Here is a 14,994-nt window from a genome sequence, read left to right as displayed (position 1 = left end):
TTAGACCCGCTTCTTGCTCTCTTTCTTGTGGCCGGGCGAGGTGCCCCCGTTTGATGGTCGGCATGACCCGCACTCTGGACGTCAGCCGCGACCTCTACACCAATGCCCAGCGCTACATCGCGGGCGGCGTCTCCAGCGACGCCCGCCGCACCGCGGGCGTGCCGCTCTACGTGGACAGGGCATCGGGAGCCAGGCTCTGGGACGTCGACGGCAACGTCTACACCGACTACGTGCTCGGCCAGGGCCCGGCGCTGCTCGGCCACTGCCCGCCCGCCGTGGTGGAGGCCGTGGCCGCGCAGGTGGCCCGCGGCATCGTCTACTCCGCCCAGCACGCGGCGGAGGCCCGCGTCGCCGAGCGGCTGTGCGCGATGGTGCCCTCGGCGGACCGCGTCCGCTTCAACACCGTCGGCTCCGAGGCCGCGCACGCCGCCTGGCGCCTGGCGCGCGGCTTCACCGGACGGCCCAAGATCCTCAAGTTCGAGGGCCACTACCACGGCTGGCTCGACCCGGTCCTCTACAGCGTGCACCCGTCCCTGGACGACGCGGGACCGCAGGACCACCCGCGCCCCGTCCCCGGCACCGCGGGCCAGCCGCCCGCCGCCGACCTGGTGATCTGCCCCTGGAACGACCTGGACGCGCTCAGCCGTCTCATGGACGAGCACGCGGGACAGATCGCCGCCGTCGTCACGGAGCCGGTGCTCTGCAACACCGGCGCCATCGAGCCGGACCCCGGCTATCTCCAGGGGGTGCGCGCGCTGTGCGACCGCCACGGCAGCCTGCTGATCTTCGACGAGATCATCACCGGTTTCCGGCTCGCCCCCGGCGGCGCCCAGGAGTACCTCGGCGTCAGCCCCGACCTGTCGGTCTTCGGCAAGGCGATGGCGGGCGGCATGCAGGTGTCCGCGCTGGCGGGGCGGGCGGCCGTGATGGACGCCATCTCCTCGGGCAAGGTCGCGCACGCCGGGACGTTCAACTCCCAGCCCGTCGGCATCGCCGCCGCCGAGGCCACCCTGCGCATCCTGGACGAGGAGCGCGAGGAGGTCTACGGCACCCTCTACGCGCGGGGGCGGCAGCTCATGGCCGGCCTGCGCGAGGCCGCGGCCAAGGTGGGCGTCCCGATGCTGGTGGACGGGCCGGGGCCGGTCTTCCAGACGTACTTCACCGACGCGCCCGCGGTACGCGACTACCGCGACTTCGCCGGGACCGACCGCGCCATGATGACCCGCCTACACGCCGCGCTGCTCGACCGCGGGGTCAACATGGTGCCGCGCGGGCTGTGGTTCCTGTCCACCGCCCACACCGAGGCCGACGTCGCCGCCACCGTCGACGTCTTCGAGGACGCGCTTCGGTCGCTTCCGCTCGGTTGAGATCACCAGCGCCACGCCGGCCAGGATGACCAGGCCGCCGACGACCACCTGGGTCGTGATCGGCTCGTCCAGCATGAGCGCGCCGAGCGCGACGGCCACCGCCGGGTTGACGTAGGCGTAGGTGGACACCAGCGAGATGGGGGCGTTGCCGAGCAGCCAGGAGAACGCGGTGAACCCGATCAGGGACCCCACCAAGACCAGGTAGGCCAGCGCCACCCACGATCTGGTGGTGACGGCCGACACGTCGAGCCGCTCGCCGACCCCGGTCCCGAGCACCAGCAGCCCGGCGCCGCCCACGACCATCTCGACCGCGCTGGTGGCCAGCGCGTTGGCGGGCATCTGGATCCTGCTCGACAGGAACGAGCCCACGGCCCAGGACACCGAGCCGAGCAGGACCACCACGATCCCGACGCCGCTGCCGCCGTCGGCGCCGGTCAGCGACAGCGCCGCGACCCCGCCGAGCCCGACCAGCACGCCCGCGAGCGTGAGCGTCTTGGGACGGTCGCGCACGGCGAACCTGAACACGACCAGCCACAGCGGCACCGAGGCCACCAGGAGCGCCGCCAGGCCCGTGGAGATGTACTGCTCGGCCACCGCCAGCAGCCCGTTGCCGGTGGTCAGCAGGAGCACGCCCACAACGGCCGCGCCCAGGAACTGCCGGCGCGACATCCTGAAGGCCGACGGCCCCGACCGGATCAACAGGAAACCGGCGAGCAGGGCGGCGGCGGTGATGAACCGCAGGGCCCCGCTGAGCATCGGCGGGATCGACTCGATGGCGACGCCGATCCCCAGGTACGTCGAACCCCAGACCACGTAGACGACCGCCAGGGCGCCCCAGACGAGGACGGTGGGCCGGCTGTCAGTGGTGTCCGTACGCATGGCTCATGACTGTACCGGGCGACCCCGACAGAACTCTCGCAGGTATCAGACATCGCACTCTGGCGGGATATTAGCGATCAGCGGCATTCACGCCACTGTCCTCCTACCTGCGGAAAGTGACACGATCCTTCGCAGTCACCCGCTACGAAGGGAACGATCTCCCGATGTCCGACAACGCCGCCGCGCTCGCCCACTTCGCCGCCCGCCTCGCCTTCGAGACCGACGTCTCGGACGTGGCCGCGGACCTGGCCGCCGGGGTCCCCGGCGTCGTGGTCGTCGACTCGCGCAGCCGGGAGAGCTGGGACCAGGGCCACATCGAGGGCGCCGTGCACCTCCCGACCGCCGAGATCGCCACGAGGGCGCCCGGCCTGGTCCCGGGTGAGGCCATGGTCGTGACGTACTGCTGGGGCCCGGGGTGCAACGGCGCCACCAGGGCGGCCCTGGAGTTCGCGAAGCTGGGCTACCGGGTCAAGGAGATGATCGGCGGCTTCGAGTACTGGGCGAGGGAGGGCTTCCCCGTGGAGACCGCCTCGGGCGTCACCCGGCGCCCCGTGGACCCCCTCACGGCGCCCGTGTCCGGCGCCGCCTGCGCCTGCTGACGGCGCACGGCCCGCAACACCGGACGAATCAGCCCGAAACCGGCCGCTTCCCTACCACGACTTCTGGCCTCCGACCTGCGGAAACGCGTCGAGCCACGTGGTGTTGGACGAAACCGCGACGCCTCGGCCAGAAACACACAGCCAGAACGCTCGCGAGGGCGGAAGATCGACGCCTGAAAGAATTGGCGCCCCCGTCCGAATCCCGTCGATCGGGGGCACTGGAGAACATACCCGGATCTACACGGGTCAACCAATGAGTTCACAAGAGTCAATGCGTGAGTTCGCAAAGATGACATCGATTGTCAATGCCATCCTGTTCCCCAGGTCATACGAAAGCCCACAACAGTCACACACGACTCCGTAATGCACACAGAGGGGCGGCGGCTCCCCGTCGGGCATCAGACCAGCCCCGGGAGCGTTTCCAGCCTCAAAAGACGCCTCAGGCCCGTACGGCGGGCAGCAAGAAGTGCCCGCGGGCGCGGACCCCGCCCGTGACGCTCGGTGCCGAGAGGCGGCCCGGCACCGAAACGCTCAGTCCCGGACCCTCATCGGGGCCCGAGCTTCTCCACGATCAGCCGGTACAGCTGGCGCGGACGGCCAGGCTGCGGTGTGCGGTTCGGCGGTAGCGGCCACGCGAGTCCCTCGTCAACCAACGTGCGCAGCAACCGCCGAGCCGTACGCGGCGTCACTCCCAGCATCTTGCCCGCGCCCTCGGCGTCCACCACGGTGTCTCCGCCTTCGAGCTTGGCCGCGAGCCGGGCCAGTACTTCCACCCCCTTCGGTTTGAGTGCGTTGGACCCGGTCGGTGGCATCCGGGGGGCCGGGATGAGTGCCCGCCCCTCGCGATCCACCGCGAATCCCTGTGCCTGTTTGCCCGCCTGTGTGCGGGCCAGTGCCGCCCGGGCGTGCGACTCCGCGTCATGCGTCGTGCGACCCATGCCCACGCCGACCTCGACCGCCAGTCCCAGCTCGTCCCTGATCCTGGCCGCGAACGGCAACACCCTGAACCCGTCTGTCGCCGCCGCGATCGAGCCTCTGGTAGCGGTAACCAGATAGCTGTGATCGTCGATGGGCCAGACGGTGGCGTTGATCCGGTTCGCCTCCTGGACCAGGAGCCGATGCAGTGACAGCCGCAGCTCGTCGCGCCAGTAGCGGGGGGCCGCGCGGCGCACGGGTTCGCGCAGCGTCGGCACCTCCACCAGCACCACGGTGAGCTGTGACTCCTCCAGCCGGTGGTGTGCCCCCAGCAGCGCCGCGGTGTGCAGTGCCGTGCGGACCGCCGCCGAGGTCGGCCTGATCCTGATGACCGGAACGCCCGCGGCGTGCAGGCGTTCGGCCACCGCGGGGAGGCACGTCAGTGCTCCCGAGGTGGCCCCCTGCCTGGCCAGACGTTCGTGGTAGGCCGCGATCGTGCCGGTGGCTCCCGGCTCGTCGCGGCTGTGCACGTCCGTCGCGGGGATGCCGAGGTCGGTGTACGCCTCCTCGACATCGGCCCTGCTCACCACGTCGATGCTGACCCGCTGGGGGTCGATGCGAGTGTCGAGCGCGGCCTTGGCCAACGCCGCCACCAGTGCTGCTCCGCCGAGTTGGACGTACGTCGCCGGCATCGTCAGCACACCGGAACGCCTGGCCAGGTCATAAGGGACCGGGCTGGCGAACAAGCATGCGTCGACTCCGGGTCCGAGCCGCGTCACCTTGTCGGGCGCCTCCTGTTCGTCGCGGTATGCGGCCGCGACCAGGCGACACGGCAGCGGAGCCGCGGCATGACCCATCAGCATGACTCGCTCGACCAGGTCGTGGGGTCCGACCACGCCGATGGTGAGGTCCGGTGTCATAGCGCCCGGGCGTGACACTCGGGGAGTTTCTTCGGCCCTCTCGACCAATGTTCGTCCCATCCTGCCGTCCGTTGCAGTGCTCTCTTTTGGAACGATCGCTCGCGGGGGCCGTAATGTCACGCCCGACTTTTCCGGAAAGTCGTTCAGGTTGACCGCCCGACAAGATGTCCTAGCAGCTCAACGAGGTTTTTCTGGCGTTTTTTAGCGCTCTGAAATCTCTCGTGTAATGTCCGCACCGAGAGCGCGCATTCGGGCGGCGAGATGCGCGTGGCCGCGATCGATGAGGTATCCGGAGTCGATGTGCGTCTCCCCCTCGGCGGCGAGGCCGGCGAGCACCAGGGCGATGCCGGAGCGGAGATCGTGGGCCGTCACCTGGGTGCCGATCAGCGGCGTCCGGCCGCGCACGATGGCCCGGCTGCCCTCGACCTCGACGTTCGCGCCCATCTTGTTCAGCTCTCCGGCCAGGGCGAACCTGCCGTCGAAGATGCGCTCGTGGATGTAGCTGGTGCCGTCGGCGAGCGCCGCGACGGTCATCATCGGCGACTGCAGGTCGGTGGCGAAGCCGGGGTAGGTGTCGGTGATGATGTTGATCGGGCGCAGCGGGCCCTCGCACCGCACGTGCAGGACGGCGCCCTGCCGGGCGAACTCGACGCCCATCTGCTCCAGCTTGTAGCGGACGACGCCGAGGTCGAGGCCCGTGCCCACCAGGCTCAGCTCGCCCCCGGTGATCGCCGCGGCCATCGCGAACACGCCCGCGTCGAGCCGGTCGGGCATCACCGTGTGCTCGACGGCGTGCAGCTCCTCCACGCCCTCCACGGTGATGAACCCCGTGCCGCCGCCGCTGATCCGCGCGCCCATCTTGGTCAGCATGTCGATGACGTCGAGCACCTCGGGCTCCAGGGCCGCGTTCTCGATCACGGTCGTGCCCTTGGCCAGGGCGGCGGCCATGATGAGGTTCTCGGTGCCGGTGTGCGACGGGGTGTCGAGGTAGAGGGTCGCGCCGGTCAGGCCGGACGCCTTGACGTGGATGACGGTCTCGCCCTCGTCCACGAGCGCGCCCAGCCGCTTGTAGCCGAGGTAGTGGAAGTCGAGGTTGCGGCTGCCGAGGTTGCAGCCGCCGATCCCCTCGATGATGGCCTCGCCCAGCCGGTGGAGCAGGGCGGGGGTGAACAGCACGGAACCGCGGAAGCGCCTGGCGATCTCTGCCGGCAGAACGGCGCTGGTCAGCCTGGAGGCGTCGATGACCAGCGTGCGCTCTGACTCGTGCAGCTCGACGTACGCGCCGACCGCCTCGGCCAGCTCGACCGCGCGGCGGACGTCCTCGATGATCGGCACGTTGCGTAGAACGGTGCGGCCCTTGGCGGCGAGCAGAGCCGCACCGATCATGGGGAGCACGGCGTTCTTCGCGCCCTGGATGAACGCGGTTCCACGCAGTGCGTTGCCACCGCGCACGCGGTAACGGACCATTCGTGCGGCTCCTTGAAATCAACGGTGAGGCTCGATCGGGCCAACAGTAGTCGGTAACACCAACTGGCCCAGCCGAATCATCCGCTAAAGGAAGCCCCCGTGATGCGCTCATATGCTTCTAGGTATCGCTGCCTCGTGCGCTCCACGATGTGGTCAGGAAGCGCAGGTGGGGGGTTTCCGGAGGATTTGTCCCATCCCGATTCGGGCGATAGCAGCCAATCGCGTACAAATTGCTTGTCGAAAGAGGGCTGTGAGCGGCCCGGCTTCCACTCGTCGGCCGGCCAGAACCGCGACGAGTCGGGGGTCAGCACCTCGTCGCCCAGGGTCAGCACCCCGTCGGCGTCCCAGCCGAGCTCGATCTTGGTGTCGGCCACGATGATGCCGCGCTCCGCGGCGATCTCCGCGCCGCGCGTGTAGACGGCCAGGGTGATCCGCCGCAGCTCCTCGGCGGTCTCCTTGCCGACCTCCTGGACGACCTGCTCGTACGAGATCGGCTCGTCGTGCTGCCCCATGGGCGCCTTGGTGGACGGCGTGAAGATCGGCTCGGGCAACCGGGAGCCGTCCTCCAGCCCTTCCGGCAGCCGGACCCCGGAGACCGTGCCGTCGGCGCGGTACTCGTTGAGCCCGCCACCGGTGAGGTAGCCCCGCGCCACGCACTCGACCTGCACCATCGTCAGCGGCTTGCACAGCACGCTGCGGGAGTCGTCGCCCTCGCCCAGGACGTGGTTGGGCACGACGTCCTTGAGCTGGTCGAACCACCACAACGACATCTGCGTGAGAATGGCCCCCTTGTCGGGGATATCGGGCTCCAGCACGTAGTCGAAGGCCGACAGGCGGTCGGAGGCGACCATCAGCAGCTTGCCGTCGTCGGTCTGGTAGAGGTCGCGTACCTTGCCGGAGTGCACGTGCTTCATCGGGCGATGTCCGTCCTGTGGTGGGAGCCGCGCAGTTCGATCCGGCCGACGAGGTCATAGGCCGCCCGGCGCGCGCTGTCCTGGTCGGGCCCGTGGCCGACCACGGCGAGCACCCGCCCGCCGGCGGAGACCACCTCGTCACCCTGCCGCGCGGTCCCGGCGTGCAGGACGTACGCGTCGCCGCTCTCCTGCGGCCCCCTGATCACGTCGCCCTTGACCGGCGCCTCGGGGTAGCCCTCGGAAGCGATCACCACGGTCACGGCCGAGCCGTCCTTGAACACCGGGTCGAGCCCCAGCTCGCCCGTCGCGCACGCCATCAGCAGCCCGCCCAGCGGCGTCTCCAGCCGGTCGAGCAGCACCTCCGTCTCCGGATCGCCGAAGCGCGCGTTGAACTCCACGACCTTCGGCCCCTTGGAGGTCAGCGCCAGCCCCACGAAGAGCACGCCCTGGAAGGGCAGCCCGCGCCGGGTCAGCTCGCCGATCGTCGGGTGCACGATCTCCCGCATGACCTGCTCGGTCAGCCCGTCGGGCGCCCACGGCAGCGGCGTGTAGGCGCCCATGCCGCCGGTGTTGGGGCCCTCGTCGCCGTCGTAGGCCCGCTTGAAGTCCTGGGCGACCTGCAGCGGCACCGCCGTGCTGCCGTCGCACAGCGCGAACAGCGACACCTCCGGCCCGTCGAGGAACTCCTCGATCACCACGCGCTCGCACGCGCGCGCGTGCGCGAGGGCCTTGTCCCTGTCGTCGGTGACGACCACGCCCTTGCCGGCCGCGAGCCCGTCGTCCTTGACCACATAAGGGGCCCCGAACTCGTCGAGCGCGGCGGCCGCCTCCTCCTCGGTGACGCACGTCCTGGCCCGCGCGGTCGGCACGTCGGCCGCCTTCATGACCTCCTTGGCGAAGGTCTTGGAGCCCTCGATCATGGCGGCGTCCTTCGACGGCCCGAAGCACGCGATGCCCGCGTCGCGCACGGCGTCGGACACCCCCGCGACGAGCGGCGCCTCGGGCCCCACGACCACGAGATCGACCCGCAGCCGCACGGCCAGCTCGGCCACCTGCCCGGGGTCGAGCGGATCGACGGGATGAAGGGCCGCCACCTGCTCGATGCCCGGGTTGCCCGGGGCGCAGTGGAGCTCGCTGACCTGGGGATCGAGGCTGAGGGAACGGCACAGGGCGTGCTCACGCCCTCCGGAACCAATGACTAGAACGCGCACGAGGTCCATTGTCGCAGGCCCGCAGCCTGGCACAGGCTAGGGCCTCGGCCACACCAATCGCCGGAATAGGGCCATAACTTTGTGGAGTTCTACCTGAGTCGAGACGGTCCTGGCGAGTATCGTCAAAGAAGTTCACCCGGCTGTGGTAAGTTAGGGCGGCTTCGCGGCGTCCCAATGTGATTGGAGGTGGTCCGGGATGAATCCTGGTGATCCCAGCAGTACGTGCTCGCTCACGTACACCTCGTATACCCCCGACCACTCCAATCCGGCAGCCTGATCGTGCCTCCACGCATTCTGTGAGGTGAAGTTTCATCGCGCGTGGAGCGTGCCAGGTCGGGCGGAAAGGGACTGCCATGCGCTCGTCCACGCTTTTCCGTCGCATCAACCGTCACCCTCTTCAGACGCGCACCGCGCTCCAGCTCGCAGAGCCGGTGCGTGACATGTGCGTGCCCCCCGTCGACTCCATCGTCGAGTACGGCGCCTACGTCCAGGGCAAGAAGGTCGCCGCCACCGGCATCGTCGAGGCGCTCAACCTCGTCCGCGAGCGCAACAAGGAGTCCGACGGCGCCAACGCGTTCGTCTGGGTGGGGCTCCACGAGCCCGACGCCCCCGAGGTCGAGTGGCTGTCCGAGGTGTTCGATCTGCACCCGCTCGCCGTCGAGGACGCCGTCAAGGCCCATCAGCGCCCCAAGGTCGAGCGGTACGGCGAGTCGCTGTTCATGGTGCTCAAGACCATCGCCTACCTCGATCACGACGAGCTGACCGCCACCAGCGAGATCATCGCCACCGGCGAGATCATGGTGTTCATCGGCCCCGACTTCGTGGTGACAGTGCGGCACGGCGACCACTGCCCGCTCAGCGCGGTCCGCGAGCGCCTCGAGGACAAGCCCAAGCTGATGAACCGCGGCCCCGCCGGCGTCCTGCACGCCATCTCCGACCACGTCGTCGACCAGTACCTCCAGGTCGCCGACCTCATGCAGCTGGAGCTGGAAGAGGTCGAGGCGACGGTGTTCGCCGACGTCAGCTCCCGCGACATCAACCGGATCTACCAGCTCAAGCGGGAGATGCTGGAGATGAAGCGGGCCATAATGCCGCTGCAGTCCCCCATGGCCGCGCTGCCGCAGCGTCGCGTCATCCCCTCGGAGATGCGCGAATACTTCCGCGACGTCGGCGACCACCTCTCCCGGGTCTGCGAGCAGGTGGAGTCCTCCAACGAGCTGTGCAGCTCGATCCTGCAGGCCGCCCTGGCCCGCTCGAACGCCCTGGCCAACGAGGACATGCGCAAGATCTCGTCCTGGGTGGCCATCCTGGCCGTGCCCACCATGATCGCCGGGATCTACGGCATGAACTTCGACTTCATGCCGGAGATCCACTCGGTCTGGGGCTACCCCGCGGTGCTGTCCGTCATGGTCACCGCCTGCGTGCTCCTGCATCGGGGCTTCCGCAGGAACGGCTGGCTCTAGACCCCCACCGGCTTCAGCGGGCCCACGGGCTCGGGCAGCTCCATCCCCCGCTCCCGCCAGAGGTCCCGCATCCGATCGGGGTAGTCGGTGACGATCCCGGCCACCCCCAGGTCCAGCATCCGCGCCGCCAGGCCGGCCTCGTTGACGGTCCAGACCGCCACGTCGAGGCCGGCGGCCCGGGCCTGGGCCATCAGCGCCTCGTCCACCATGGCGTGCTCGGGCGAGAGCGTGGTCGCCCCGGCGTCGCGGGCGGCGGCGGGGATGTCGTCGCCCAGATCGTCGTGCCAGTGGAGGGTGTCCAGCTCGATCAGCGCGAACCGCCGCGCGCCCGGGGCGAGCCTGGCCGCATGGGTGATGATCCGCCAGTCGAAGCTGAGCACGGCCACGTTGTCCAGCCTGCCGTGCCGGTCGAGCTCCTCGACGACCAGCTCGGTGAACAGCTCGGGGTCGGCCGTCAGGTGGGGCCTGGTGGGGTCGGACTTCAGCTCGACGTGCAGCCGTACGCCCTCCGCCTCGTAGGCGTTCACCAGCCCCAGCACCGCGCCGAGCGTCGGCATCCTGGTCTCGGGCATGGCGACCTGCGTCAGCGCGAACGGGTCGTCGGGGTGGCGCGGCAGCCGCACGCCCACGTCGAGCATGCGCAGCTGCGCCAGCGTGAGGGCGTTGATCGGCTTGCCGACGTAGGGGTAGAGCGGATCGTCGGCCCTGAGCGGCCGCCGGTCGGCACTGGTCACGGCGGAGACCGTGAGGTCGTGCGTGAGCACGAGCCGCCGATCGGCGGTGAGGGCGACGTCGAGCTCGAGCGCGTGGACGCCGAGCTCCATCGTGCGGCTCATCCCCGGCAGGGTGTTCTCCGGCCAGAGGCCACGAGCTCCCCTGTGACCATGTATCTCAACGCGCACACCGGGGACCCTACCTGGCCCGGGTCACGACTCGGCGGTGCCACGCCGTGTCCTTTTTATCCTGCTACGCCCCGGTCAGTGGTAGAGGCCAGACCATAAGCTGGACATCATGACGGAGGTTCTCAAAACTGCCCATACCGCAACAGTTCGGGCCTGGGTGGACGGCTGGGTGATCTCCCGCAACGCTCCCCGACCCGTACCGGTGCCGTGGGGCCTGCGGGTGGACGTGGGCCTGCCCGGCCACGTGTCCCGCCACATCGTCGCCGCCCCGACGCCGGAGGCCCTCCACCGCCTGAACGCCGCCCCCATGACGCCCGGGACCTGGCTGAAGCTGTGCGCCTCCGCCGCGGACGTCGGCCCCCTCCTGCCGGAGCGATGGGCGGTCCAGGAACCGGAGTTCATGATGACGGCGCCCCTGACCCGCGGGACCTTCCAGGCTCCCCCCGGCTACACGCTGGCCGTCACGACCCGCGCCGGGGTCACGGCGGCCCGCCTGCTGACGGCCGCGGGCGAGGTCGCCGCCAGGGGCCAGTTCGCCCTGGCGGGCCGCACGGCCGTGATGGACCAGGTGGAGACGGCGGGCAACCACCGCCGCCGCGGGCTCGGCAGCGTGATCATGCGTACGCTGGCGAGCACGGCGGCGTCGCGGGGGGCTCATACGGGCGTCCTGGTGGCCACGGCGGAAGGCCAGGCCCTCTACGAAACCCTCGGCTGGACCCTGCACACCCCCATGACCGCGGCAGTGCTGAGGAGCCCTACTCCTTGAGGCTGCGCAGCATCGGCGGGTGAAGGAGCTCGGCGGGGCCGCGGCGGTAGAGCTTGGCCGGGCGGCCCCCGTCCCTGGTCGTCGTGGCCCCCGTCTCCACCAGGAAGCCCTCGGCCTTGGTGACCTTCCGGTGGAAGTTGCGCGGGTCGAGGAGGCGGCCCCAGACGATCTCGTACACGCGGCGCAGGTCCGCCACCGTGAACTCCGGCGGGCAGAAGGCCGCCCCCAGCGGCGTGTACTCCAGCTTGGCCCGCGCCCGCTCGATCCCGTCCTGCATGATGCGGCGGTGGTCGAAGGCCATGGCCGTGAGCGAGTCGACCGGCTGCCAGCTCATGTGGGCCTTCTCCGAGGCCGGCAGGTCGGGGGCCAGGCCCAGGTAGGCGACGCTCAGGACGCGCTGGCGCGGGTCGCGGTCGGGGTAGCCGTACGTCTGGAGCTGCTCCAGGTGGACCGGCGCGCCCGGGAGACCGGCCCGTTCGGCGAGGATGCGGTGGGCGGCGGCCGGAAGGTCCTCGTCGAGCTGGATGAAGCCGCCGGACAGGGACCAGCGCCGGAGGAACGGGGGGTTGTCCCGGCGCCACACCAGGGCGCTCAGGGCGTGGTTTCGCACGGTGAGCACGACCAGGTCGACGCTGACCGGGATGCTCGGGACCATGCAGGCACGCTACACGTTGTCAGCAGTCGGCAGGTAACCGTGCCTACGTGACAATCCGAACGTGCAGGGGCTCCGTGGTGGCCTGGCCCGACGGACCCTTGACGGTGACCTGCACCCAGTCGCCGGCCGGGACCTGCGTCCAGTCGAACGGCACCCACGCCGTGACCATGCCCTCGGCCAGCCCTTCCTGCCGGGTCTCGTCCAGCCAGCCGACGGCCGGCACCGACAGGTCCTTCGTCCCGCCGGACCACGTGATCGTGACGGTGCTGTCCTTGAAGTTGTAGCCGCGTACCTCCACCCCGTCCTGGACGTCGCGGGCCTTCCTGATCGCGTCCACCGCGATCGGCCGCCGCCAGTCGGTGATGATCTCCTTCTCGAGCGACGGCGTGCCGCACGTCATGAAGTCGCTCCACATGTAGGAGACGACCTTCTGTACGTAACGCCCGGCCATGGTCACGGCCTGGTCCAGGCGCTTCTTGTCCGTCTTGCCGCGGGTGCCCTGCGGGGCGCACGGCTCCTTGCCCGAGGGCTCGAACGCCTCGACGTTCGCCCACAGGTCCACCTGGAAGCCGGCCGCGACCATCTCCGCGCGGGCCGCCGCCATCTCCCGGTAGTAGTCCCGCGTGGAGCCGTGGTAGGCCGTCCCGTACGTCGATTCCCCCACCACCGGGCGCAGCCGCTCGTCCACCTCGTCGTCGCGCTGGTCCGGCCAGAACAGCCCCACCTTGCCGGTCCCCCGGCTGTCCTGCGGCGCGATGATGCCGACCCCGGTCTTCGCCAGCGCCTTGAACGCCTCGGCCACCTGCTTGGGCGACTGCCCGAAGGGCACCCTCCTGCGCGCGTCCATGTAGGGGCTGATCAGGATGGGCTTGCCGAGCTCCTGCTCCACGATCGTGTGCTGGTCGGCGTACACCTCCAGCGTCGGGTTCGTGGCCAGGGTGTCCGCCATCTGGACCTCGAACGGCTGGTAGACGCCACCGAGCGAATCACGGTTGGCGAACCGCACGCCGTAGTCCTGCAGGATGCGCCGCGTCAGCGTGGTCAGCGTGCCGAGATGCTTCTTGTACGCCCTCGTGGGCGTCTTAGGGTCGCGCGGGGCCAGCGGCAGCGCCGGGAAGATCCGCATGCCGAACTGGTCGCCCAGGTCGAGGAGCTTGGCCAGGCTGTCCTCCTCCGACCCGGCCACCAGGATCATGTCGTACGAGGTGGCCTTGCCGGAGAAGTCGCACGTGGCGTCGTCCGAGCCGTCCGGCTGGGTGAGGAGCCGGTAGTAGATCCGCTTGCCCACCTTGACGGGGTGCTCCATCTGCGGGCAGCGGAACAGGTTGGTGCCGAACGACTCGTCCGTGCGGTAGACGTACGTGCGGCCGATCCGGTTACCGGGGTTGGCCTCGCGCAGGTCCCGCTCGGCCGCGTCGTGACAGGTGAGCCCGTCCTCCTCGCACGCCTTGTAGAGCGAGTCGAGCTCCCCGTCCCTCGTCAGGATCTCGCCCGAGTCGGAGACGGTGCGGAACTGCAGGCCGTACCCGATCCGGATGATCGTGTCGCCGCCCACGCTGTGGATCTCCTCCAGCTGGCTGCGCCAGGTGCAGGGGTTCGACCTGGGGGTGATCCAGTAGCCGGTGACGGCGTACGGGGCCCGCTCTCTGGTCTCGAACGTTCCACAGTTGTCGGTGAACTTGGGCACCTTCGGCGTGGGGTCGGACGGCGACGGCTTGGGCGTCGAGGACGAGGCCGTGGGCGCCGGCTCGTCGGACGGCGGCATGACGATGACCACGGCGGCGATCACTGCCAGGATCGCTGCGCCCACGACGAGTAAGAGCCAGCGCACGGTCAGGAACCTACCCCCGTTTGACCCCGGCCCAGGACTCAAGCTGGGTCACGAAGCGCTTGGCCGAGTTGGGCCAGTGGTGGTTGGCCCGGGCCGCCGCGTAGCCGCGCGCGCCCTGCGCCCGCCGCTCCCGTACGTCGTCCCGCAGCGTCAGGACGGCCTGCGCCACGGCCTTGGGGTCCTCCCAGGGCACCACGACGCCGCTGTCATAGCGCTCCACCAGCTCGACGGCGCGCGGCGACGGGGTCGTGATGACGGGGATGCCGTGCGCCATGTACTCCACGATCTTCGTGGGCATCGAGTGGCGGTAGTTCGGCTCGTCGTGCAGCAGCGACAGCCCCGCCAGCGCCCCGTCGAGCCGCTTGAGCGCCTCGTCGTTGGGCATGAAGTCGCGCCACTCCAGCAGGCCCTCGGTGACGGCCTGGTTGAGCATCGGACGGCTCTGCGGGTCGGCGTACCCGATCAGCTCCACGGCCACCCGGTACGGCTGCAGCAGCTTCGCCACCTCGACGGCCTCGAACACGCCCCTGGCCCTGGACAACCAGCCGAGGTAGACCACCCGGTCGTCGCCGGGAGGCGTCACGGAGTCGGGCACCCAGGTCTCGTTCGGGACGATCAGGTGGGCGTGCTTGAACCTGCCCGCGTACGCCGTCTCGGCCAGCAGCAGGTGCATGTGGCGCTCCGCGGTGCCCTCCAGCATGCGGGCGAAGAACCGCACGGGAGGCCGCAGCGGCGCCGGCAGCCACGGCTTGAGCGAGAGCGTGGCGGGGGTGTCCTCGTGCACGTCCCACACCACGGGCGGCCGGTTGCGCACGCCCCAGATGGCGAACAGCAGCTCGGGGTCGTGGATGAGGACGAGATCGACCTTGTCGCGCATGCGTTTGAACAGCCGCCGGGCGGCCCACACGGCCGACATCCGCTTGCGTTGGGCGGCACGGGGGAGGTCGACGCCGGTCACCCAGGGTCGCGGGACGACCCCGTGGGCGGTGAACGAGGCGGCGTACGTGACCTCATGACCGGCATCCACAAGGGCACGAATCTGCCTGTGCAGAATTCGAGCATCCTCGGGGTTATGCACCACCGTCATGACGAGCACGTGCACTGC

The 14,994-nt window shown here is 70.0% G+C and carries 12 protein-coding genes and 1 pseudogene; 4 read left to right on the top strand and 9 right to left on the bottom strand.

The genetic code is table 11. The features are described from left to right. Positions 1–53 precede the first annotated feature (53 nt). Positions 54–1,214, top strand: a pseudogene (locus tag ACWDRB_RS38810) (aspartate aminotransferase family protein); the annotation flags it as partial. Positions 1,215–1,226: 12 nt separating this feature from the next. Here the strand turns inward: ACWDRB_RS38810 and ACWDRB_RS38805 are convergent. Next, a complete protein-coding gene (locus ACWDRB_RS38805; RefSeq protein ID WP_364253991.1) occupies positions 1,227–2,246 on the bottom strand; it encodes an EamA family transporter in 1,020 nt (339 codons plus the stop codon). A gap of 164 nt (positions 2,247–2,410) precedes the next feature. On the opposite strand from ACWDRB_RS38805, the gene ACWDRB_RS38800 reads away from it, so the two are divergent. Then, entirely contained in the window at positions 2,411–2,845 is a 435-nt protein-coding gene (locus ACWDRB_RS38800) for a rhodanese-like domain-containing protein (protein WP_449902369.1), read from the top strand. Between the two features lie 545 nt (positions 2,846–3,390). Here the strand turns inward: ACWDRB_RS38800 and ACWDRB_RS38795 are convergent. From ACWDRB_RS38795 to purD, 4 genes are all read right to left on the bottom strand, one after another. Further along, on the bottom strand, positions 3,391–4,680 hold the full coding sequence (locus tag ACWDRB_RS38795) for a GTP cyclohydrolase IIa (RefSeq protein ID WP_185069825.1): 1,290 nt from the start codon (positions 4,678–4,680) through the stop codon (positions 3,391–3,393). A gap of 201 nt (positions 4,681–4,881) precedes the next feature. Beyond that, positions 4,882–6,147 carry a UDP-N-acetylglucosamine 1-carboxyvinyltransferase gene (murA, locus tag ACWDRB_RS38790; RefSeq protein WP_350732587.1) on the bottom strand — a complete coding sequence of 422 codons (1,266 nt, stop codon included), beginning with the start codon at positions 6,145–6,147 and terminating at the stop codon, positions 4,882–4,884. Positions 6,148–6,224: 77 nt separating this feature from the next. After that, on the bottom strand, positions 6,225–7,061 hold the full coding sequence (locus tag ACWDRB_RS38785) for a phosphoribosylaminoimidazolesuccinocarboxamide synthase (RefSeq protein WP_363977165.1): 837 nt from the start codon (positions 7,059–7,061) through the stop codon (positions 6,225–6,227). Beyond that, the gene (gene purD, locus ACWDRB_RS38780) at positions 7,058–8,272 is read right to left on the bottom strand and encodes a phosphoribosylamine--glycine ligase (protein ID WP_449902365.1); all 1,215 of its coding nucleotides are present in this window, start codon (positions 8,270–8,272) and stop codon (positions 7,058–7,060) included. The genes ACWDRB_RS38785 and purD overlap by 4 nt, the downstream gene beginning before the upstream one ends. Before the next feature lie 440 nt (positions 8,273–8,712). Between purD and corA the strand changes: the two genes are divergently transcribed. Further along, on the top strand, positions 8,713–9,735 hold the full coding sequence (gene corA / locus ACWDRB_RS38775) for a magnesium/cobalt transporter CorA (protein ID WP_449902363.1): 1,023 nt from the start codon (positions 8,713–8,715) through the stop codon (positions 9,733–9,735). Here the strand turns inward: corA and ACWDRB_RS38770 are convergent. Then, positions 9,732–10,637 (bottom strand): glycerophosphodiester phosphodiesterase family protein, encoded by a 906-nt coding sequence (locus ACWDRB_RS38770; protein WP_397369005.1) that lies wholly within the window; start codon positions 10,635–10,637, stop codon positions 9,732–9,734. The genes corA and ACWDRB_RS38770 overlap by 4 nt on opposite strands. Positions 10,638–10,746: 109 nt before the next feature. Here ACWDRB_RS38770 and ACWDRB_RS38765 point away from each other — a divergent pair, with 109 nt between their 5' ends. Continuing rightward, entirely contained in the window at positions 10,747–11,403 is a 657-nt protein-coding gene (locus ACWDRB_RS38765) for a GNAT family N-acetyltransferase (RefSeq protein WP_449902359.1), read from the top strand. Here the strand turns inward: ACWDRB_RS38765 and ACWDRB_RS38760 are convergent. Genes ACWDRB_RS38760 through ACWDRB_RS38750 form a run of 3 tightly spaced genes read right to left on the bottom strand, consistent with a single transcriptional unit; the run spans position 11,393 to position 14,991 of the window. Beyond that, entirely contained in the window at positions 11,393–12,058 is a 666-nt protein-coding gene (locus ACWDRB_RS38760; RefSeq protein WP_449902357.1) for an NUDIX hydrolase, read from the bottom strand. The genes ACWDRB_RS38765 and ACWDRB_RS38760 overlap by 11 nt on opposite strands. Before the next feature lie 43 nt (positions 12,059–12,101). Then, entirely contained in the window at positions 12,102–13,889 is a 1,788-nt protein-coding gene (locus ACWDRB_RS38755; RefSeq protein WP_449902356.1) for a DUF4434 domain-containing protein, read from the bottom strand. Positions 13,890–13,899: 10 nt separating this feature from the next. Further along, positions 13,900–14,991: a glycosyltransferase gene (locus tag ACWDRB_RS38750; RefSeq protein ID WP_350732575.1), complete on the bottom strand. Its 1,092-nt coding sequence runs from the start codon at positions 14,989–14,991 to the stop codon at positions 13,900–13,902. Between the last annotated feature and the right edge of the window lie 3 nt (positions 14,992–14,994).

Source organism: Nonomuraea sp. NPDC003707 (assembly GCF_053587055.1).
This window is presented reverse-complemented; position numbering and strand designations above follow the sequence as displayed.

Bases quoted from the DNA above. Each gene is read 5' to 3' on its own strand.
- ACWDRB_RS38805 (WP_364253991.1), bottom strand. From the start codon at position 2,246: ATGCGTACGGACACCACTGACAGCCGGCCCACCGTCCTCGTCTGGGGC.
- ACWDRB_RS38800 (WP_449902369.1), top strand. From the start codon at position 2,411: ATGTCCGACAACGCCGCCGCGCTCGCCCACTTCGCCGCCCGCCTCGCC.
- ACWDRB_RS38795 (WP_185069825.1), bottom strand. From the start codon at position 4,680: ATGACACCGGACCTCACCATCGGCGTGGTCGGACCCCACGACCTGGTC.
- murA (WP_350732587.1), bottom strand. From the start codon at position 6,147: ATGGTCCGTTACCGCGTGCGCGGTGGCAACGCACTGCGTGGAACCGCG.
- ACWDRB_RS38785 (WP_363977165.1), bottom strand. From the start codon at position 7,061: ATGAAGCACGTGCACTCCGGCAAGGTACGCGACCTCTACCAGACCGAC.
- corA (WP_449902363.1), top strand. From the start codon at position 8,713: ATGTGCGTGCCCCCCGTCGACTCCATCGTCGAGTACGGCGCCTACGTC.
- ACWDRB_RS38765 (WP_449902359.1), top strand. From the start codon at position 10,747: ATGACGGAGGTTCTCAAAACTGCCCATACCGCAACAGTTCGGGCCTGG.
- ACWDRB_RS38760 (WP_449902357.1), bottom strand. From the start codon at position 12,058: ATGGTCCCGAGCATCCCGGTCAGCGTCGACCTGGTCGTGCTCACCGTG.